The sequence below is a fragment of the Nostoc sp. 'Peltigera membranacea cyanobiont' 232 genome (assembly GCF_002245985.1).
GTDB lineage: Bacteria > Cyanobacteriota > Cyanobacteriia > Cyanobacteriales > Nostocaceae > Nostoc.
In genome coordinates this window covers 59,544-78,820 of record NZ_NOLK01000003.1, presented here as the reverse complement: position 1 = coordinate 78,820, position 19,277 = coordinate 59,544, and the positions used below count along the sequence as shown (strand labels likewise).

At 41.9% G+C, this 19,277-nt stretch carries 15 protein-coding genes; 4 read left to right on the top strand and 11 right to left on the bottom strand.

Translation table 11 applies throughout. From position 1 onward, the window contains the following. Positions 1 to 302: 302 nt before the first annotated feature. The 3 genes from CDG79_RS01985 to CDG79_RS01975 form a co-directional block, all read right to left on the bottom strand. Positions 303 to 3,005, bottom strand: a complete 2,703-nt coding sequence (locus CDG79_RS01985; protein ID WP_094340091.1) for a type I secretion system permease/ATPase — start codon at positions 3,003 to 3,005, stop codon at positions 303 to 305. Next, entirely contained in the window at positions 2,954 to 3,736 is a 783-nt protein-coding gene (locus CDG79_RS01980; RefSeq protein WP_094340088.1) for a peptidylprolyl isomerase, read from the bottom strand. The genes CDG79_RS01985 and CDG79_RS01980 overlap by 52 nt, the downstream gene beginning before the upstream one ends. Before the next feature lie 309 nt (positions 3,737 to 4,045). Then, positions 4,046 to 4,843, bottom strand: a complete 798-nt coding sequence (locus tag CDG79_RS01975) for a TIGR00297 family protein (protein ID WP_094340086.1) — start codon at positions 4,841 to 4,843, stop codon at positions 4,046 to 4,048. Between the two features lie 609 nt (positions 4,844 to 5,452). On the opposite strand from CDG79_RS01975, the gene CDG79_RS01970 reads away from it, so the two are divergent. Then, positions 5,453 to 5,884, top strand: a complete 432-nt coding sequence (locus CDG79_RS01970; protein ID WP_094340085.1) for a VOC family protein — start codon at positions 5,453 to 5,455, stop codon at positions 5,882 to 5,884. Between the two features lie 122 nt (positions 5,885 to 6,006). On the opposite strand, the gene CDG79_RS01965 is transcribed toward CDG79_RS01970, so the two are convergent. After that, positions 6,007 to 6,639 (bottom strand): esterase/lipase family protein, encoded by a 633-nt coding sequence (locus CDG79_RS01965; RefSeq protein WP_094340084.1) that lies wholly within the window; start codon positions 6,637 to 6,639, stop codon positions 6,007 to 6,009. A 400-nt stretch (positions 6,640 to 7,039) separates the two neighbouring features. Between CDG79_RS01965 and CDG79_RS01960 the strand changes: the two genes are divergently transcribed. Continuing rightward, the gene (locus CDG79_RS01960) at positions 7,040 to 7,564 is read left to right on the top strand and encodes a hypothetical protein (protein WP_094340083.1); all 525 of its coding nucleotides are present in this window, start codon (positions 7,040 to 7,042) and stop codon (positions 7,562 to 7,564) included. A gap of 53 nt (positions 7,565 to 7,617) precedes the next feature. On the opposite strand, the gene CDG79_RS01955 is transcribed toward CDG79_RS01960, so the two are convergent. The 6 genes from CDG79_RS01955 to CDG79_RS01930 all read right to left on the bottom strand — a co-directional run bounded on the left by CDG79_RS01955 (position 7,618) and on the right by CDG79_RS01930 (position 15,399). Beyond that, entirely contained in the window at positions 7,618 to 9,936 is a 2,319-nt protein-coding gene (locus CDG79_RS01955; RefSeq protein WP_094340082.1) for a VIT domain-containing protein, read from the bottom strand. 109 nt (positions 9,937 to 10,045) lie between these two features. After that, positions 10,046 to 11,110 (bottom strand): tetratricopeptide repeat protein, encoded by a 1,065-nt coding sequence (locus tag CDG79_RS01950; protein ID WP_094340178.1) that lies wholly within the window; start codon positions 11,108 to 11,110, stop codon positions 10,046 to 10,048. A gap of 64 nt (positions 11,111 to 11,174) precedes the next feature. Then, positions 11,175 to 11,903 carry a 16S rRNA (uracil(1498)-N(3))-methyltransferase gene (locus tag CDG79_RS01945; RefSeq protein WP_094340081.1) on the bottom strand — a complete coding sequence of 243 codons (729 nt, stop codon included), beginning with the start codon at positions 11,901 to 11,903 and terminating at the stop codon, positions 11,175 to 11,177. Positions 11,904 to 11,916: 13 nt separating this feature from the next. Beyond that, positions 11,917 to 12,561, bottom strand: a complete 645-nt coding sequence (locus CDG79_RS01940; protein ID WP_094340080.1) for a Uma2 family endonuclease — start codon at positions 12,559 to 12,561, stop codon at positions 11,917 to 11,919. A 141-nt stretch (positions 12,562 to 12,702) separates the two neighbouring features. After that, a complete protein-coding gene (gene sir, locus CDG79_RS01935; protein WP_094340079.1) occupies positions 12,703 to 14,619 on the bottom strand; it encodes a sulfite reductase, ferredoxin dependent in 1,917 nt (638 codons plus the stop codon). Positions 14,620 to 14,859: 240 nt separating this feature from the next. Next, positions 14,860 to 15,399 (bottom strand): outer membrane beta-barrel protein, encoded by a 540-nt coding sequence (locus CDG79_RS01930; protein WP_094340078.1) that lies wholly within the window; start codon positions 15,397 to 15,399, stop codon positions 14,860 to 14,862. 394 nt (positions 15,400 to 15,793) lie between these two features. Between CDG79_RS01930 and CDG79_RS01925 the strand changes: the two genes are divergently transcribed. Beyond that, on the top strand, positions 15,794 to 16,735 hold the full coding sequence (locus tag CDG79_RS01925) for an ADP-ribosylglycohydrolase family protein (RefSeq protein WP_094340076.1): 942 nt from the start codon (positions 15,794 to 15,796) through the stop codon (positions 16,733 to 16,735). Between the two features lie 87 nt (positions 16,736 to 16,822). Then, positions 16,823 to 16,993 carry a hypothetical protein gene (locus CDG79_RS42050; RefSeq protein ID WP_189524851.1) on the top strand — a complete coding sequence of 57 codons (171 nt, stop codon included), beginning with the start codon at positions 16,823 to 16,825 and terminating at the stop codon, positions 16,991 to 16,993. A 189-nt stretch (positions 16,994 to 17,182) separates the two neighbouring features. Here CDG79_RS42050 and CDG79_RS01920 read toward each other — a convergent pair whose 3' ends face one another. Next, a complete protein-coding gene (locus CDG79_RS01920; RefSeq protein WP_094340074.1) occupies positions 17,183 to 18,778 on the bottom strand; it encodes a helix-turn-helix domain-containing protein in 1,596 nt (531 codons plus the stop codon). Between the last annotated feature and the right edge of the window lie 499 nt (positions 18,779 to 19,277).

Sequence of the window (19,277 nt, the reverse complement as noted above, 5' to 3'; positions counted from 1 at the left end):
AGCAGAGGAGCAGAGGAGCAGGGGAGCAGGGGAGCAGGGGAGCAAAGGAGAGTTATTGTACAAGTTCTTTCCCCTCTGCCCCTCTGCCCCTCTGCCCCTCTGCATTTCAAGCTTGTGAGAAATGCGGGCAAAGACTATCTTTAAGCCGATTTTCAGGGTATCAAGTAAGCACAAGTTAAAAGCTTGTTAAAGCTACTAGTACACCACGGCGTAAATAAAGCTACCATTTCAAATCAACGAAAGGCTTACGCTGTATTCATTTTGAATTTTGAATTTTGAATTTTGAATTCCGCCTTGCGGTACTAGATATTTGCTTGCTGCCGTTGATATAGTGACCAATACAAACCCTTTTGCTGCAATAACTCTGAGTGAGTACCACGTTCAGCAATTACGCCTTGCTCTAATACCAAAATCAAATCGGCGCGTTTGAGGGGAGCAAAGCGGTGAGCAATCAAGAACACAGTCCGGTTAGCGGAAACTTTTTGCAAGTTTTGTAGTACTTGTTGTTCAGTTTCACTATCCAAAGCGCTAGTAGCTTCATCCAAAACTAAAATCGGCGCTTGGGAAAGAAATAACCTTGCGAGGGCAATACGTTGTCTTTGTCCGCCAGATAAAGCTGTACCGCGTTCACCCACATTGGTTTCGTAACCATAAGGTAATTGACTGATGAAATCGTGTGCTACTGCTAGTCTTGCCGCCTCTACCACTTGCTCTGCGGTAATATCGGGAGTACCGAGAGTGATATTTTCCAAAATGGAACCGTTGAATAAAAAGTCTTCTTGGAGAACTACACTAACTTGTTGCCGCAGTGAGGCTAAATCGGCACTTTTTATATCAAAACCATCAATCAAGATGCGTCCTGATTCAATTTGATAAAGGCGTTGCAATAGTTTAGACAGGGTACTTTTCCCAGAACCGCTACGTCCGACAATGCCAACAAATTGCCCTGGTTCGGCATTGAAAGATATTCCCCGCAGAATTGCTTCAAAGTTCGGCCGGTAGCGGAAAAATACTTGCTCGAAGGTGACTTGTCCTTTCAGGGGTGGTAAAACTAGACCGGTTCCTAGTTCAGCTTCTGGGGAGACGTTGAGAATATCACCAATGCGATCTACAGAAAGTAGCACTTGTTGGAGGGTTTGCCATAACTGTACTAAGCGCAAAAGCGGGCCTGTTACTCTGCCAGATAGCATTTGAAAAGCAACTAGTTGTCCAATTGTCAGCTTTTGTTCGATGACTAATTTGGCTCCAAACCAGAGAATCAGCATGGTGGAAAAATTGGTAAGGAAGTCACCGATATTGCTGCTGATATTGGAGGTAGTAGAGGCTTTAAAACCTGTGCGAATGAAGCGAGCAAATAAGCCTTCCCAGCGATCGCGGGCGACTGGTTCTGCTGCATGGGCTTTAACTGAATGAATCCCAGTGATTGTCTCTACTAAAAAGGATTGACTATCGGCACTCCGGTTAAAGGTTTCGTTCAGCCAGTTACGTAGAATTGGTGTTGCAACTATGGTCAAAGTCGCAAACAGTGGCAATACTGCTAAAGCCACAAAGGTAAGCGGGATATTATAGTAAAACATCAATGCTAGATAGACCACAGCAAAGATGCTATCTAGAATCACAGTTAATGCTGTACCTGTGAGAAACTGACGAATTTGTTCGAGTTCCTGGACTCGTGCTACTGTGTCTCCAACGCGCCGCGACTCAAAATAAGCCAAAGGCAGCCGCATCAGATGGCGAAATAGCTGTGCTGATAAACTTAAATCCAGACGACGGGCTGTATGGGTAAAGATAAATAGCCGCAGGATGCCAAGTATGGACTCAAAGATGGCTACGCATAAAAGTGCGATCGCCATGACATCAAGAGTCGGCAAACTCCCCTGCACCATCACTTTATCAATGACGACTTGGGTAATTAGCGGTGTTGTTAACCCCAAAAGCTGCAAGGTAAAAGATGCTAACAACACTTCTGTTAACAATCCCTTATATTTCCAAACTGCTGGAGTGAACCAACTGAGGTTAAACTTTTCTTGCTGGGATATGAGTTCTACTTGCCACAATCGCCCATCCCACGATGCCTCAACTATCGACTGCGGTAAGCTTTCACAAATGCGATCGGGATTTAGAGGGTTAGCGATAATTAAGCGATCGCCTTTAACTCCATAAGCTACCACCCAAGATGGACTCTGGGGTGAGTCAGAATTCCACAACAGTAAAGCTGGAAATGATAGCTGTCGCAACTCTCCCCAACTCACTTGTAAGCGCCGCAACGATAACCCTAGCTTTTCTCCTGCTTCCACAACCTGTTTTGGGCGTTGTCCTCTGAGTTGACGCTGCACCCATTCCAGTTGCACAGAATTTTCTAACTGTTGCGCCACCATTGTTAAACAGGCAGCAGCTGTATTCCAACTGGCAACAAACGGATAATTTGAGACGATTAAATTGGCGGCTGGGAGTCCTCTTTGGGGTTGGAGGCTGTGAGGGCTGGAAGTCCCCTCTGAGGCTGGTGCTAGTGAAGGAGTGGAAGAGAAGGAAAATGTCTCTCTTTCTCCCTCCATATTCACTGGTAACACTTGCCAAAATTCTTGAATTTGTGGGTTAGAAAATTCTGTCCACAGGGCTGAATCCCAACATACTACTATTACTTCTTTGCTAGCAGCTACAGCTTTAAAATCCGCAGACAGCTTTTGTAAATCACCAAACCAATCCCCCACATCTAGGGCGGCTAAAGGTTTACCAATGCCCTCTTCGCGTAAGCGAACTTTTCCAGCTACAATTAAGAATTGGTAACGCCCAACATCGTTTGACCAAATTTTTTCTCCCAAACGATATTGACGAGTTTGGCACTCATTTTCCAATTGAGATTTTTGTTCGGGAGTTAGCCAGCATAGTGGTGGCTGACTCCAAGGCAAAGAAGCTAGCACTTTTAATCGTAAAGATTCATTATCCAGAATATTTAACTCACTTGTAACTTGACTGTCAGTTTTTGAATTTTCTCTGCTAGCCATTTTTCAAATAACTCATTTTGTAATGCAAGATTTAGTTGAGTATCTTCTAAAGATGCTGGCAGAAATTGTTCTACTCGAAACAAACCATAAGGGCCTTCTCCTTGAGGAGAGTCTTTGCCAACGATTTCTATTGGTCCTACCAATTGTCCAGGACTCGCCACGTCAATAGCTGACCGTAATATATCCGGCATACTTCCTCGGCTAACGATTCCCATCATGCCGTTCACTATTCGGTCATCTGAAAGTGAATACTCTTTAGCTAGTTGCTCAAAACTACCTCCTTCTTCAATTTGGGTGTGGAGTTCGTCTGCCAATTCTCGATTATTAACAACAATCCGAGAAAGTACCACCCGATCCAAAAAAATTTTGCGCTCAATAAAATATTCTTGGAGTTTTGTCTCCGTCACTACAGCTTTCAGCTTCTCTAACTTGTAACCAAAAGTAACCGATGTGTGAAAGGTAGCGTAATCTGTGTTATTAGTCTTTAACCATTCTTGAAAACTTTGGGGGTCAGTGAGTTGATTTTTCAGTCTAAAATCAATAATTGCCTGTTCAGTTATTGCGGTGCCAATCTCAATATCGTTTCGTGTTCGGATTTCTTCCTCAATTACGTACTGACGGAGAATATCCCCAATGAACTGACCCAATTTTCCAGAGGCTTGCAGGTACTTTACAGCTTCCTCAATAGAAATTATTTTGTCATTAATTGTCAAAAACGATAAAGATTCCATGAATTAATTATGTGAAAATGGTTAAACACTTATAGGACTTTTAAATTAAATCATATAAAAATAATCTGGTTGTTGATGAATAAATATGATAAAGATTCCATAAACTAATTGTATGAAAATGGTCAAAAAATTATATAGCTAGAAAATACAATAATTTCCCATGCTTATGTTTACAGTCTAGCGGGGACAAAACAGGATTGAAAATATCAGAGGTAGTGCAGTAGAGGAAAATTCAGGAGTCAGGATAGCGCAGCGTAAAGCCTGCGGCGTAGCATTCCGACTTCTGAGTTATTCTTCAACATCACCGATCTAGTTAATGATATTTACCCATGTCCAGGCAAGTAGCACAGCCGCGATCGCACCGATTAATGTATTAAAAATATTTACTACTTCATTGGTCAGCCAAGTATACTTAGATTGCAGTGTTGCCCCAATTACACTTTCTAAGTTGGTGGCAATAAATGCTGCCAGTATACACCAAGCGACTCCTAATAGATCGATTAAACCAACTCCCCAACCAACAAATGCGATCGCAATAGAAGCTACAATCCCAGCTAAAGTTCCCTCCAAGCTTACCGCTCCTTCTGTACCGCGAGGTACTGGTTTGAGAGTGGTAATCAGAAAGGTGCTTTTACCATAGGCTTTACCGACTTCACTAGCAGTGGTATCAGCCAGCTTGGTACTGAAACTCGCTACATAGCCTAGTAATAATAGGGACTGGGGATTAGGGACTAGAGATTGAAGACTAGGTACAAGAAATCCCGAATTTATTATCCCTACTCCCAAAGCACACAGCGCCCCAGTCAAAGCGGAACCCCAGACATTCTCTGGCCCCCTTGCCCCAGAACGCTTTTCGGCAATTCCTTCAGCCTCTTTCTCTGCCATCCCGATGCGGGTAACGCCAGAACCAACCAGAAAATAGAACATTACTACTGCATATCCTTGCCAGCCTAAAGTTACCCAAATTAGGATGGCTAGAAACCACGCATGAAATGAACCAGCAGGGGTAAGCAGCTTTTTGGGAGCAATCCAAGCTAAACCCAATAAAATTGTGTTTAATACTACTGCCACCAACCAGGGATTAACAGAATCAATTAAGAATGACATCAGCAAATCATGAGTAATTTTGTCTGAACATCAACAGAATAGCGAATTTGTCTACTTATTGCTTAATTTCTGAAACCTCTTCAGGTAAAGTAATATGTTTGTATTACTAACTAAATTGCATAAGCATCATCCTGAAAGCTGAGTGTAAAATTACAAACAACGTTTTATATATACACTGCAATATTGACTAAAGAACGAGGATTAAACAAAATGCAAAACTTTTGTTTAGTTGGGTGGACTCTTCTAGTAACAGATCCAAAGCACTTTATTATGGATGGTGCATTAAGTTCCCAACACACCATCCATAATAAAGTTGTAAGCTATTAAATCTACGTTCCTGAGTGTGTGCCTATGCAAATATAAATTAGTATACCTGCACAAGTGAAAGGAGTCACCCCAAAATAATTAGGTATAAATTATGTAAATGTAAGGCGAAGTCCTTAGCCACAAGGTGCAGTGACTGAAGTTGTAGTCAGTTCCTTGTTTTAGTTATAAAGATAAAGAATATAAGTTATTGTCAATTAAAACTGTGTTCAACTTGACCACAATCAAAATTTAACAGAATCAATTGTAGATAGTAGCAACTACTGAATATTTTTCCCACAATCTATGAGCCAAACTTTATTCCATCTTGCTTTCCCTGTGACTGACATTTCCCAAACAAAAGCATATTACGTGGATGGCTTGGGCTGTATTCCTGGTCGTGAAAACCATCATGCCCTAATTCTCAATCTCTATGGTCATCAGCTAGTGGCTCACGTCACAAAAGAACCTTTGATACCGCAAAAGAGTATCTATCCCAGACACTTTGGGCTAATTTTTACTCAAGAACGTGACTGGCAATACTTACTAGAAAGGGCACAACAACAACAGCTACTTTTTCATGAAGAAACCAAAAATCGCTTTGTCGGTTCTCCTCTTGAGCATCGCACTTTCTTTTTAGAAGATCCCTTTTATAACCTTATGGAGTTCAAGTATTATCGTCACCCAGAGGCGATTTTTGGGAGTTACGAACATACGCAAATTGGGGATAGGATTTAAGTAATTCGTAATTCGTAATTCGTAATTCGTAATTCGTAATTCGTAATGGGCTACGCCCCGCTACGCTGACGTAATTCGTAATTTAAAGATGAGTAGATTCGGCGTGGTAAGCATCTTGGTAACTAACTAGATGCTTTCTTAAGGAAGGGCAGCTTAACATTGTTTGTTAAAGCTGCTTTTACTGCTGCTAAACTCCTTGAGTCTGTTAGCATCCAAGGGTGTAGGGCGACGGGTACTATTACTTCGCTTCCTACGGGCATTTGTGAACTATTGGCTGGGACAATCATCAAATCATAAGGTGTCCAGATAGATGTAAAATCTAGCTGCCCCAATATTACAGCATCAGAATTTAAATCCTTCAGAAAAATGCTGTTAGGGCGCATTTGTACGCAACCAGGACGCTGAGAAGCATAAGCTACCACAGTTCCATGATGGGGTGATGAGATTGTGATAAACCTCTGCACGCGGTTAATTCCTCCCAGTCGCTGGATATAATAACGGCTGACAATTCCTCCCATGCTGAAGCCTACTAAATCTAGGCGCTGTTCTGGTGCAAAGGTAGCTGTAACATAATCCGCTACCTGCTTTGCCAACTTATCCAGACCCACATCACCATTATTAGGAACCAGATCGAGGGAATATACAGACCAACCCTGTAATCCTAAGTAACCCGCCATTTTATGGAAAACTGCCCCCGTATCATCAATGCCGTGTACTAATAACACGGGATTGCGCTGCTGATTTTCAGTATTCATCTCTAAAATCTGGCTGAATTAAGTCTGTAAAAAATGTAACTGAGTACTGTTGCTATCTGCCAACAGTCTATGACACTCCTCCCACTGGTTAAAAGTAAACCGCTTACTTTTCTCCAATCAATAATTTTCAAACGAAGGAGTGTTAATTTTTATAAAGCTTGCTTTCAGAATCTTGCTCTTAGTTACAGTAAAATTTAATAATTAGTTCTCGGTGTATACAGGTCGCAAGTGCTTGCATAAAGAACATTTGCCCTATAGTTTTACTACAATGTTGATTAAGCATAAACCTATAAGGGTTGTCACCAGAATGAGGTGACGCAAGGCAGAAAATGTTACATTTTTTCGTAATTTTTAACAATTACGGTCGAGTTCCAAAATATAACAGGCAGGAGTAATTGTAATGGATTTTATCAAAAAGTTAATTTCAGGTATTCTCGGTTTCATAACTGGGCTGTTACCAGGAAAGAAGAAAAGCAACGGCTACTTCTTAGAATTGGATGAAGCCAAAGATGCTGCCAAAGATGCTGCTAAAGAAGTAGCATCGAACGCGAAGAAAGTAGCAGAGACAGTTACATCGAATGCGAAGAAAGTAACGGCAGCAATTACATCAGAAGCACCAACTCAATCCAAGCCAGATTCGTTGAATGGAACAAAAACCGCCGCACAGAAGGGGAAAGCAAAATCAGCTAAAAATCCCAAACCAGCTGATGTTACGCTAGTCCAGACTGCTGAGGGTCTTAAAGTTGAACCCGGCAAAAATGCAAAAGCCGCAGCAGCCAAAGTCCTCAAAGAGGAGCCAAAAGAAACAACCTTTGCACCTAAATATCTCTCTCCTTCGGTTACTAGCTCAAATGGCCGTCGCCGTCCAGGAGCGAATATGAGTGCTTACCTAGATATGGCACGTCAGATCAAAACCCCTGGTTAAGTCAAAGAGACGCGATAATAGCGTCTCTTTAGTGTTTCTATAGTACTAATAAGTTAAGTGTGAATCTGCAAGGTTAAGACAACTTTGCCAGTTGTAGATGGAGGAACTCTCCAAACTAGGAGCGATCGCTTAATTTTCTCCACTACAACTGCATCTTTTACGGTCGAGGTTTTTTCATCCAAAAGTACTTGTCCGACTCGACCTTTGTTGACGGTAAACTCAAAGACAATTTCACCACTGAAGCCGGAAGGCAAGTTTAGTTGTTCCAAGTGTTGGGTTAGATCGGCGATTCCTATTTCATCCAAGCCCGTAATACTGATGACCTCTAACTGATGGTTGATGGCTGCGTCTGAGATTTCATCTTGTTCCATTTCCTCCAAATCAAAGCTCAAAGAGATACCGACTTCTTTGGCTACTGGAGATGGTGGCGATCGCCTTTTGCGGAGAAAATCTGGAGCTTCTGCTGAGGCTGATGGTGATGGCATTGAGAGTGATATCTTAGGCGCAAAACCACCAGCCGGAGGACTGCCAAATACTCCTTGATAACTAACGGCTTCAGGCATTTCCACTGGCACTTGCATAGATAAATATTCGCTTCCTGGTTCAACCCGCACGTCATCGCTGACAGCCACAAAAGCGGTGTATTGAGAAAGCAGTTGATAAGTTAAGGCTGTTTCTGTAACTGCTTCTACACCAGCTTTAGTTTCAAAACTTACCATTTGATTCATCAAATCCTTGATGCAAGCGCGTCCCCATAACTGCGCTACAGCAAGATTTCCTATTTCTTCAAATTTGAGGTTAAACATTTTTTCATACTGCTTACCGCCCGCAGCGATGCCTGAGATTTGCAGATTACCTCCGACTCTATCCTGTTTGCGACCAAATAAAACTAATGGTTGTTCGCTGAATAAATCAGGCGCTACCTTTGGGTAAATGACAGGCGATTCTGTGTCACCGTGCCAAGAGATTTGAATATTTGTGAGTACGGGGTTGTTAATTTGCCTGTAAAACTTTTCGGCAACTTCTTCTGTGGGTTCATCATGACGAATAATTTGAGATATTCCCCGGCCAATTTCGGCGATGCGATTCAGTAAAAAACGGTTAACTGAACTACCAACACCAAAACTGTAAAGGCGATTTCCTGGTTGTAGATGCTGTTGCACCTCTGCCAAAATTTCATTTTCATTGCCGATGTAGCCATCGGTTAAGAGAACAACACTACGTAATCTTTCGACTGGTGTGGGGAAATTTATGGCTGTACGAATGCCACTGAGCATTTCTGTGCTGCTATTAGCTTGTAAATTGTTAATGTAAGCGATCGCTTGGGCACGATTTTCTGCTGTATTCGGTAGAGGTTTTTTTGATAACTGCCTGACTGTATCGGAAAAATCGATAATTGTGAAAGTATCGTTGGGATTTAACCCATTGATAAATCGCCGCATCAATTCCTGACACTTCCATAACGGATCGCCAGATTGGGAACCGGAAGTATCCACCAAAAATATGACATCTTTGGCGACAATTTCATCAGAGGAATATTCCAAAGCTGGAATTAGATATATTGCAAAGTGTCCGCCGCGATCGTCGGCTTGGGTTAATACTGTGGATTGAGTTTCTTGTCCAGAAACTTGATAGCGGAGAATTAAATCTTTGTTGGGAATTGTATCTTCTCCCGCTAATTGAATCCGCACAATTTCACCTGAGTGTTCAATTTTTAATTGATGGGAAGGAGAACGCACTTCAGAAATTGCTAAACCTGTATCAATTTCGACTGTGACATTAATATTGTGACGCGATCGCATTCCTTCTAGGACTACAGGGGGTGTAATGCGGGAAGCATCAGGAACTCTGTCTGTGTCACCGCTACCATCTATCAGCGTTCCAGGAATATATCTTGGCCCCACAACCATCGGGAAAACAAATTCGTAATTTCCCCCCTCAAATTTTAAACTTTCGGTGTAACGAATTGTGACATCAATTTGTTCGCCAGGTTTGATGTTAGCGAGAGATTGGGTAAAGATGTTGTCTCGTTCTTGTTCTAAAAGTCCGGCGGTACGTCCCTCTTGTTTTGCCTTTTCGTAAATTGCTACAGCTTCTTCACGTTTTTTTATATTACCTTTGATGATGCGATCGCCTATTTTAATTTCCATGTCATCCACCGCCGCCTCATCGGGTAACGGAAAGACATATACTGCTTCTAAAGGCTCCGTAAAGGGATTCTCAAAGCTTTGAATCACCTCAACTCGTGACAAGTTACCTGCAATTTTTGCTAAAACTTCCGTATGCTTGAGCGGAAAAACTAGTTGCTGTCCTTCAGGAGATTGAACATACAAACCTCCTAATTCTTGTTTCTTAGCAGTTGCTGTATTCATAGGTTTGATATAACACTCCTATCTGATTTGTATACTTGCTTCTTCAGCTAGGTAATAAGTAATAGGTAACTGAATTACGAATTACGAATTACGAATTACGAATTACGAATTATCTAACAAACACTAGTCCACTATATAGCTGAAAAGCTGAGTCCCAATTAGTCTGTTCCCTGCGAAACAAATTAATGTGAGACTTGATATTACCCAGCATTTCTGTTTGATCTAGTGTTGTATCTGCAAAAGGTGTAAAATCTGACCAAATTTTAACTTCAGGTAATTGCCGATCAATCCAACTCGATAAACTATTCCAATTAATTCTGATTGTATTTTGGCTAGCTTGAGGAATGATTTCTAAACCTTGCTGGAATTCATAACCGTTATCATCAAATCGGAGAATGCAACGTCTACCAGGTAGGTGTAAATCACAAAACTGGGCATAGTCTTGTGTTTGGGTTTTCCGTTCCAGTTTACCGCGCACGTCGCGATCTACGACTTCCTCAAAAATGGGCAACAGTCCCACTACTCTTGCTGTGACTTCTGACCAATCAAAGGTGAGAGAACCGAGTTGATTTGTGTCATTACGGCAAACAACAGTAGCTTGTGGGGTAGATTCTTGGAAATGTTTGACTTGATAAACTCGAATTTGCTGAATTTGAGCTATTGTTGCCCAAAAGCAAGGAATGCCAGCCTGCTGTAACTGTTTCCCATAAAATTTTAGTTCTCCCACTTGTCCAGTACGATACAACCTCCAGCCACGACTTGGCAGTAATAGCCTTGCAGTGTAGGGATCTAACTGCATAATCTGGGCGAATTTTCGAGATGCTTCTGTTTTGAGTTCGTTACTGAGTGGCTCTAAAACTAGTACGCCGATTTCGGTGTTATTCGGTTCAGATTTTGCTTGGGAAATGGCTCTTTGTCTTTCTTCAAGCTCAATTTCTTGTAATCGTTGCAAACCTTGACGTGCTAGGCTCACTATTTTGGTATTTGTTGTATCTCGCAGCAGTTGCCGATAAACTTTTTCTGCATCCTGATATTTTCTAGATACTTCATACAACCGACCATGATAAAACTGCACCCAAGGATTGTCTGGCGATTCTACTAGCAGCTGTTTGAGTAATTTGGCAGCTGTTTGATAGTCTTTATGGTCAAAGGCGATCGCAACTTGCTCAATCATCGCTTTAAATACACGTTGGAGTGATGTCTCGCGCAAAATCACTTTTGCGTGAGCTATAAATCATTTATACTTCACAACTTGCGGTAATCAAGGATAATGCTACTACTGGGGCTGTAACTGCTCTCAGGATGCGGCGACCAAGGGAAACAGGTTGAAAGCCAGATGCGATCGCATTCTCAATTTCTTCTGTTGTCCATCCTCCCTCTGGCCCAGTAGCAATAACAATCGTTTCTTGTCCTTTGTGCTGTAAGCAATCTTTTAAATGGGGAAACTCACCACGCGCTTCACAGATATATTGCTGGCTGTTTGCAAATGACAGATGACCAATGACTAATGACAAACCCGTATTAAAAGCAACAGGTTCTAAAATTGTTGGTACAAAAGAGCGCTCTGATTGTTCGGCGGCTTCTGTTGCGATGCGCCGCCAGCGTTCGAGCTTTTGAGGACTAGGATGAAGCAAAGTGCGATCGCTCAATACTGGTGCAATACAAGTTACTCCCAACTCCGTACAACACCGCACCACTTCATCAAATCCATTGCCTTTGGGTAACGCCACCATCAGCGTAATTGATACAGGTAATTCTGTTTCTACCAAAAGCGATTCTAAAACCTCAGCTTGTTCCCCTGCTAGCTGCGCTAACCACCATTTTCCCTTACCATCCATTGCAATAAAGCGATCGCCTTCACGCAAGCGCAACACCCGCCCCAAATAATGTTGCTGTTCTTTGGTGAGCAAAATTTGCCCTTGTTGAAATTGAGAGGGTGCGATCGCAATTCTTTGCAGTTGAGACATTTTTCTTAATAAACTATTGCTCTGCTGTAGACATCTGCTGTCTAACCCAAGTACGGAAAGCACGAGTTGCTGCTATTTGTCCAATTTTCTTGCTTTCTTGGATAAATCGGGGAATCTCCGTCACCAGAACGGGTGCAAAAGTGGGACTGCGATCGCTTTGCGAATATTGTCCACTGTTAAGGGCGTAGATTCTCAACACGTTTCCGTTATAACGCCAGAATTCTGGAACTCTCATTGAAGCATAAAGAGCCAACTTGTCTATTTTGGATCTGGAATATTCTACTTCTAGTACCAAATCTGGTGGTGGATCTATACTCAGGTCAATATTTTCTTGGTTGCGAACTAACAATTCATTTTGAATATAGTAGCTACTGTCCGGCTCGGCTCCTCGTTCTAAATCGTCTCGCGTCATAGTTAACGAGCCAGCGCTTTTAACTTCTAAACCAAACTCTTCACACAGCACAAGAACAAAACCTTCAATCAGACGATTTGAGTTCTCGTGTGGCATCTGCGGCGTCATAATTTCTACAATTCCGTTGTCATAAGCTAGCCTTTTATTTCGCTCAGATCCCATATCTGCCAGCATAGCTTTGAATGTCTCCCAGCTGATGTTTTGCAACACATCCCTAGTTTCGGCAAATTTTGCTGTTGTTACCATAGTTCCGTTTTCCTGTGGATGTGTTCCTCATTCAGTGCTAAGTGCTGATTAAATAAACCTACTCAGTACTTTTCAGCAAAGACAGACACAGATAAATTTATCTGTGTCTATCTGTAGTTTAATTATCTTCAATTTTTCGGCTTAGGAAAGATTCTGAAAGTAAACCTCTAACGCTTCAGTCACTAACTGAGTCATCGGCTTACCTTGACTTTCTGCTACTTCCTTCAGCTTGCTATAAACCTCTTCTTTCAAATTCACCCGATGGCGCGATTTATTTGCACCATTGGCTGCTTGGGGTTCATAGGTGGCGCTAAATTCGCGGATGGTATCAAAACCAATGCGATCGCAAAAATCACCAAAGCTTTCCTTCGATTTCCGAGATTTTTTAAAGTAAACAAAAATCGGCTCTAAGAAGCTTTCTAAATCATTATGGTGCAGCTTTTCTGTGTAAGGTTGCGCCAGTCGAGTCTGATTTGGCGAACCCCCTAACCATAATTGGTAAGATTCTGGAGCGCTACCGACAAAAGCCAATTCTGCCAAGTAGGGACGAGCGCAGCCGTTAGGACATCCTGTCATCCTTACCACAAAATGCTCTTTTTTTAAACCTAATTTATCTAATAGAGCGCGAATTCGCTCCAAAATACCTGGTATTGCCCGTTCTGATTCTGTAATTGCCAAGCCGCAAGTGGGCAAAGCCGGACAAGCCATTGCATACCGTACTAAGGGTTCGATTTTACTGGGGTCATCTCCCACACCGTGACGGCTGAGAATGTCTTGAATCGCTTCCTTGCTATCCGGTTCGATATCGTAAAAAATCAGGTTTTGGTTGGATGTGAGGCGGATGGGTAAGTTGAACTGCTCGACAATTTCTCGCAAGGCAGTTTTCAGTTGAAACGAACCTTCATCCTTGACTCGACCATTGTCAATGGAAATTCCTAAGAATAGCTTGCCATCACCTTGTTCATTCCAGCCGAGGAAGTCGTGAAATTTAAACTCTGGCAGTGGTTTGAAGGCTTCGACTGGTTTACCAAAGTATTCTTCAACTTGGGTGCGGAATTTATCTACACCCCAATCGTTGATGAGATATTTTAATCTGGCGTGACGACGATCGGTGCGATCGCCATAATCTCTCTGGGTCGCAACAATCGCTTTCACTACGTTGTAAACGTCATCTTTCGCTACATAACCAATAGGGTCTGCTAACCTAGCGAAAGTTTCTTCTTTCCCGTGTGTCCGTCCTAAGCCGCCACCAGCAAAAATATTAAATCCTTCTAATTGTTTCTTCTTATTGGTAATTACTACCAAAGTCAGGTCTTGGGAATACAAATCTACCGAATTATCCCCTGGCACAGTCACGCAAATTTTGAACTTGCGAGGCATATAGTGAGTGCCATAAATCGGTTCTTCGTTGTCATGGATAATTGTGCCATTTCCATTGCGCTGTCGGGCTGCTTTGACCTCTGGGTTCTCCTCAACACTAATTGCTTTTTCCCCATCTAGCCAAATTTCGTAATAAGCACCTGTCTGCGCTGACAACAAATCAGCAATATTCTGAGCATACTCCCAAGCATACTGATACTCTGGGCGATTCTTAAAGGGGGCTGGTGGAGCCATTACATTGCGGTTGATGTCACCGCAAGCTCCCAAAGTCGAACCCAAGTTATTGACAATTGTGGAAATTGCTGATTTCAGATTCTTCTTTAAAATACCGTGCAGTTGGAAACCTTGACGGGTAGTTGCTCGTAACGTGTGGTTGCCATACTCATCAGCGATTTTATCTAAAGCCAGATACAGCTGCGGAGGTACTAAACCACCCGGATTTTTTGTCCGCAGCATAAACTGGTAATCTTTTTCCTGTCCCTTAGTGCGGTTGTCACGGTTATCCTGCTGGTAAGAACCGTGAAACTTCAAAAGCTGCACCGCATTTTCGGTAAAATGGGTAGTATCTTCAAGAATCTCAGTTGCTACAGGTTCACGCAAAAAATTACTATTTTCCTTGATTCCTTCTACTTTGGAAGGCTTACGGCTAGCGATTGGGGAAGGAGCAGATTTAACCATTAGACTTGTATAGTATTCTCAATAAAGCATTAGGTAGACACCGAATCAGCACCCTTCGGCTACTTGATCCCCGGTAATCCGGCCGGAATAATGAGGAATGATTTAATTTTACCACGGCAAAAGCCGGCTTTGTCAGTGATGTAACACTTAACAAAACCAGCCTTTGGGAGTAGTGAGTTTTTAGTGCTAAGTCCTGAGTACTTAAGTAAAGTATAGAGTGACTGAGGACTCAATAATTTTTTATTTGAAGCGATAGCCAAGACCACCATTGATGGTGACAGCAGAAGCATCGCTATTTTGGTAGGCACCAAGTCCTACTTTAGCGTTAGTGTAGACGAGAAAATTGTTAGCAACTTCCGATTCAACACCAGCACCTACCACTACTGAATCTCTGTTACCTATAGGGGTTGGTGAGCCATCTTTTTCTACAAAAGAATAACCACCAGTTAAATAGGCGTTAGTTCTATTAGCAATAGGCACATCCACAGAAAGTTCTGGGATGATAGCACTTGTCTTATCACTCCAAAGAACATTCCCGCGTGCAGAAAATGGCGTATTTCCTAATTTTGCGCGGCCTGTGACATTGCCACCAAATGTAGCAGCATTGTTGATACCTTGCCCGCCGCTCGTAACGCCAGCTGCAACACCGGCACCAATATAACTAGCGTCAGTACCCTTTTTGGTTTCAGCCGAAGCTTGACCAGCTGATAGAACAAAAGGAGCAACTATTAAGGAAGACAATGCAGAAATTGTGATGAAAGACTTGAGTAAGCGTTTCATAGTTTTTACCAAAATTCGTATTTTTTACTTGTATCTTCCCAGTCGATAATCGGGTGAGAATGTTCCAAATGTTTCCCATATTTTATTAAATGAATGTTGCCATTGATGTATAAAACTTACAGCTTAACTATCTCCGAGAATAATAAATAAGCTGTTATAATTACACTCAATGTCTTTTCATCTGAATTCTTTGTTCCAAAAATAGACGCTTTTAAAACTGGCACAATATTTGGAACTCAAACTATATCGGAATAGTGCAAATAAAATACCCGACTAGCAATTTGTTGCCGAGCTTTTCACAGAGGATGAAAAACTCGGCTGTAGCATCTGTTGCAACAAGCCATAGAGGGAATCTATAAAGTTAATTTTGAGCAGTTATTGTGGAGATTGAATAATGCTAACCGGTGCAAAAACGTTGTCTGGTTTGATGGGTTTATGTGTCGGTGATGCGTTGGGTGTGCCGGTGGAGTTTACTAACCGTGCTGAACGAGTAAAATCTCCAGTGACAACGATGCAGGGTTATGGCACATGGAATCAACCACCAGGAACTTGGTCAGATGATAGTTCGTTAAGCTTTTGCTTGGCAGAATGCCTTTGTAGGGGGTATTCGTTGGATGCCATAGCCAATTCCTTCTGGCGCTGGTACAAGGAGGCTTACTGGACTCCCCGTGGCGATGTCTTTGATATTGGTCAAACTACCCACACAGCAATTATGCGCCTGAAACAGGGAGTTGTTCCCCATCAGGCGGGAGGTAAGGTTGAAAATAGTAATGGCAATGGTTCGCTGATGAGAATCTTGCCAATGGCTTATTGTCATAGAAGCTTAACTTTAGGAGAATTGCTGGCGCGGGTGCATGATGTTTCAGCGATTACCCATGCTCATGCGCGATCGCAAATGGCCTGCGGCATTTATATTAGTATTGCAGTGGCGCTCTTGGAAGGGGCTGACCTTCAAACAGCTTATTTACAAGCACTGCAAGATATCCAAACAATTTATTCTGTTCGAGAATTTTTGTTAGAGAAGCCGCATTTTGGCAGAATTTTTAGTGGTGAGATTGGCAAGTTACCAGTTGAAGAGATTAATTCTGGTGGCTATGTGATTGATACCTTGGAATCATCGCTATGGTGCTTATTAAATAGCTCGTCTTATTCCGAAGCAGTGCTGAAAGCTGTCAACTTAGGCGGAGATACCGATACTACTGCTGCTGTCACCGGTGGGTTAGCGGGAATTTATTATGGGGTGGAAAATATTCCTCAAAAATGGATGAACCAAATTGCCCGTAGACAAGACATTATCTACTTGGCAGAGCGTTTTACAAGGGCTGTCTATAGCTAGTTTGGAATTAGAAATTATACCAAGCGTTTGATTAAGGGCTTTTCGCAAGTAAAATCAGTTGTAGAAAAGTTTTATGCTGGTTGAACAATGCTAACCGATGCAAAAACGTTGTCTGGTTTTTCTTGCATTACTCATGCTCATGCGCGATCGCAAATGGCCTGTGGCATTTATATTAGTATTGCAGTGGCGCTCTTAGCTCGACTTTATCCATTTTTTCGCAATGGGATACTCCTGCGGAGTCGTTGCACGAACGCCTAAGCTGAAACCTATATGGGACAGTCATTTTACTTTTTGATCTTCATCGATAATCTGTGACGTGGAAAAAGTACTTGCCAAAAAGCCAGGGTTTTTGCCGGATAAAGAAAACCAAGTTCTTAATTTTGGATAAAGTCGAGTAAATCAGAAATGGATAAAGTCGAGCTTAGAACCCAAATTCTAAATCCAAAATTAAGATTGACCAATATTCAGCACTTTTCGTAACAGTATTTGGTCTTCTAATTTGGCTTTTAAACGACCATTTTCAATATCTCGAATCCAGCTTTGGCTTTTACCTGTGAGTTTTGCCAATTCTCTTTGGGAGAGATTCAAATTTTTTCGCGCCTGCAAAATCTGTTCGCCCAGTAAATCGTTTGTAGCTTTGGGCTTTCTTTTGGCTTTAGCAGTTCTTGTTTTCTTTTTTTCTGATTCTGATATTTGCTGTTCCCATTCTGGTGGGAGTTCAAAAGCTAAAATCCGCGCATTCATGAGCAGATTCCATTTACCACGGGGGCCTGTGTCTGTGAGGCGAGTTTCAGCACCACCGTCGTTAGTCCAAAATTCTAATGCTTCATCTGGATCTTCGGGAAGATCGATTAACTTCGCCCACAAAGGTTGAATTTCTGGTGGGTATGTAACTGGATCGAAAAGTGGCTTCATTCCATAGTGATTGAGAATTTCTAAATCGCTTTCAAAGGTTCGCAGTAGACGTTTGCGTTCTTCGCGTTGTCTGGACGCAAGGGCGACTTTTTCTTCACCGTAGGCAATACGCAGCAAGGTTGGAATGGTAATGCGTTGTTCTTTGCCCATTTTGGTTTTAAACAGCAACCACATCATTAGTCGGACTGCGCCTTCGTGTTGCTGCCAAATGCTCATAACCGTGGTTAGCAGCGTTTTCGGGAGACTACCGTATTGATAGAATGCGGTTCGCTCTTTACACGCTTGTTTGTTTAAGAAATATTGCGCCCATGCACCTGCTTTGACTTTAAAAGTTAGCCCAATCAGATATTTGCATCCAAGATTATCTTCTTGAAAGTGATGCTGAATATCTACTAAGTGCCATAAGCGGCTGTTTGTAACAGAAAATCCGTTAATTCGACCTTGCTGGGGCCAGTCAATGGAGATAATTAGGGAGCAAGCTTGCTGGACAAGATTTTTCATTAAAGCTAGCTTGGCAGCTTTACTCAAATCTTTGCGTTTCTCCATCCCCAAATATTTCTCGATTTGTCGCTCATCGATCGCAAATTCTTGCTCCCAAGGTTGATCTAAAGCTGTAGCATAACCTGCAAAAATTAGATGTATGCAAGCGGCTCTAATGTCAAGCCCTTCAATTGCTGCTATATCTGTAGCTTTGTCGTTAACTTTAAATGGATCTTGGATGTGAAAAGCGATCGCACCCTTACCTTGATTAACTTGTCGGCTGTAACTGATGTAGCCGTCTTCATCAGTTTCCCAATGTAGGGATGTGCGTTGTGCCAATACATTACACGCTTCCCAAATTGCGATCGCAGAAGCAAATGGATTATTCTTGCCGTTAGAAAACAAGTCTAAACTGGTAGAATCTCTCGGTTCAACTTTGCATCTCCCCTTTTTCGCCTGCCAAGGAATGGGAGACTTAGTTGGACAAGCTATTACACATTGTGGTTCTGAATAATAGCCTTCGCAATTATTACAAAGACCAGGATCAACCCAATATTCATTGTCCTCTATTCTGATTGCACCCGTAGGACATTGGGGGCGGCAGTTGTCACATCCAACGCAACTGTTGTTAGGAATTGTATAAGGCATAAGGCTCTTTTCCCACTCTAATCGTTGAGATGTCTGTCTCAGGTCTCCCCTGGATGAGTCCTGTCTATTCATGACTCGCTACCACATAATCTTTCTGGCGAGAAAAAATTATTCTCACCATATTCACTCCCCACATCCATATTTTGACTTTGCATCCAATCGGAAGCTATTTAAGGCTTTTAAACCGAGCCGGACAAAACTTATTTATTAACTATACATTTCATGAAAAAAATGATTAATTTGTTCGTACCAAGCTTAGTAAGATATCTTAATCTTCATTTAATTACGTATTTAATGAAGACTTGAGATTTAACTATAAAGTGTTTTGAGAACATATTTAACCCTGGCACGATTGGACTTCCTCTGATTTATTAATAATTTTAATATTTAAGGCACGTTCAGATTCTGCCATAAAAATTACAGTTGCTTTATAAATTGATTATGTTTCCTTCATAAATTCATTATATTGATTTAAATGGAAAACCAATATTTATTTTGT

What these genes read in the sequence shown, in the direction of transcription:
- CDG79_RS01985 (WP_094340091.1), bottom strand. Translation starts at nt 3,005, where the DNA reads ATGGCTAGCAGAGAAAATTCAAAAACTGACAGTCAAGTTACAAGTGAG.
- CDG79_RS01980 (WP_094340088.1), bottom strand. Translation starts at nt 3,736, where the DNA reads ATGGAATCTTTATCGTTTTTGACAATTAATGACAAAATAATTTCTATT.
- CDG79_RS01975 (WP_094340086.1), bottom strand. Translation starts at nt 4,843, where the DNA reads ATGTCATTCTTAATTGATTCTGTTAATCCCTGGTTGGTGGCAGTAGTA.
- CDG79_RS01970 (WP_094340085.1), top strand. Translation starts at nt 5,453, where the DNA reads ATGAGCCAAACTTTATTCCATCTTGCTTTCCCTGTGACTGACATTTCC.
- CDG79_RS01965 (WP_094340084.1), bottom strand. Translation starts at nt 6,639, where the DNA reads ATGAATACTGAAAATCAGCAGCGCAATCCCGTGTTATTAGTACACGGC.
- CDG79_RS01960 (WP_094340083.1), top strand. Translation starts at nt 7,040, where the DNA reads ATGGATTTTATCAAAAAGTTAATTTCAGGTATTCTCGGTTTCATAACT.
- CDG79_RS01955 (WP_094340082.1), bottom strand. Translation starts at nt 9,936, where the DNA reads ATGAATACAGCAACTGCTAAGAAACAAGAATTAGGAGGTTTGTATGTT.
- CDG79_RS01950 (WP_094340178.1), bottom strand. Translation starts at nt 11,110, where the DNA reads ATGATTGAGCAAGTTGCGATCGCCTTTGACCATAAAGACTATCAAACA.
- CDG79_RS01945 (WP_094340081.1), bottom strand. Translation starts at nt 11,903, where the DNA reads ATGTCTCAACTGCAAAGAATTGCGATCGCACCCTCTCAATTTCAACAA.
- CDG79_RS01940 (WP_094340080.1), bottom strand. Translation starts at nt 12,561, where the DNA reads ATGGTAACAACAGCAAAATTTGCCGAAACTAGGGATGTGTTGCAAAAC.
- sir (WP_094340079.1), bottom strand. Translation starts at nt 14,619, where the DNA reads ATGGTTAAATCTGCTCCTTCCCCAATCGCTAGCCGTAAGCCTTCCAAA.
- CDG79_RS01930 (WP_094340078.1), bottom strand. Translation starts at nt 15,399, where the DNA reads ATGAAACGCTTACTCAAGTCTTTCATCACAATTTCTGCATTGTCTTCC.
- CDG79_RS01925 (WP_094340076.1), top strand. Translation starts at nt 15,794, where the DNA reads ATGCTAACCGGTGCAAAAACGTTGTCTGGTTTGATGGGTTTATGTGTC.
- CDG79_RS42050 (WP_189524851.1), top strand. Translation starts at nt 16,823, where the DNA reads ATGCTAACCGATGCAAAAACGTTGTCTGGTTTTTCTTGCATTACTCAT.
- CDG79_RS01920 (WP_094340074.1), bottom strand. Translation starts at nt 18,778, where the DNA reads ATGCCTTATACAATTCCTAACAACAGTTGCGTTGGATGTGACAACTGC.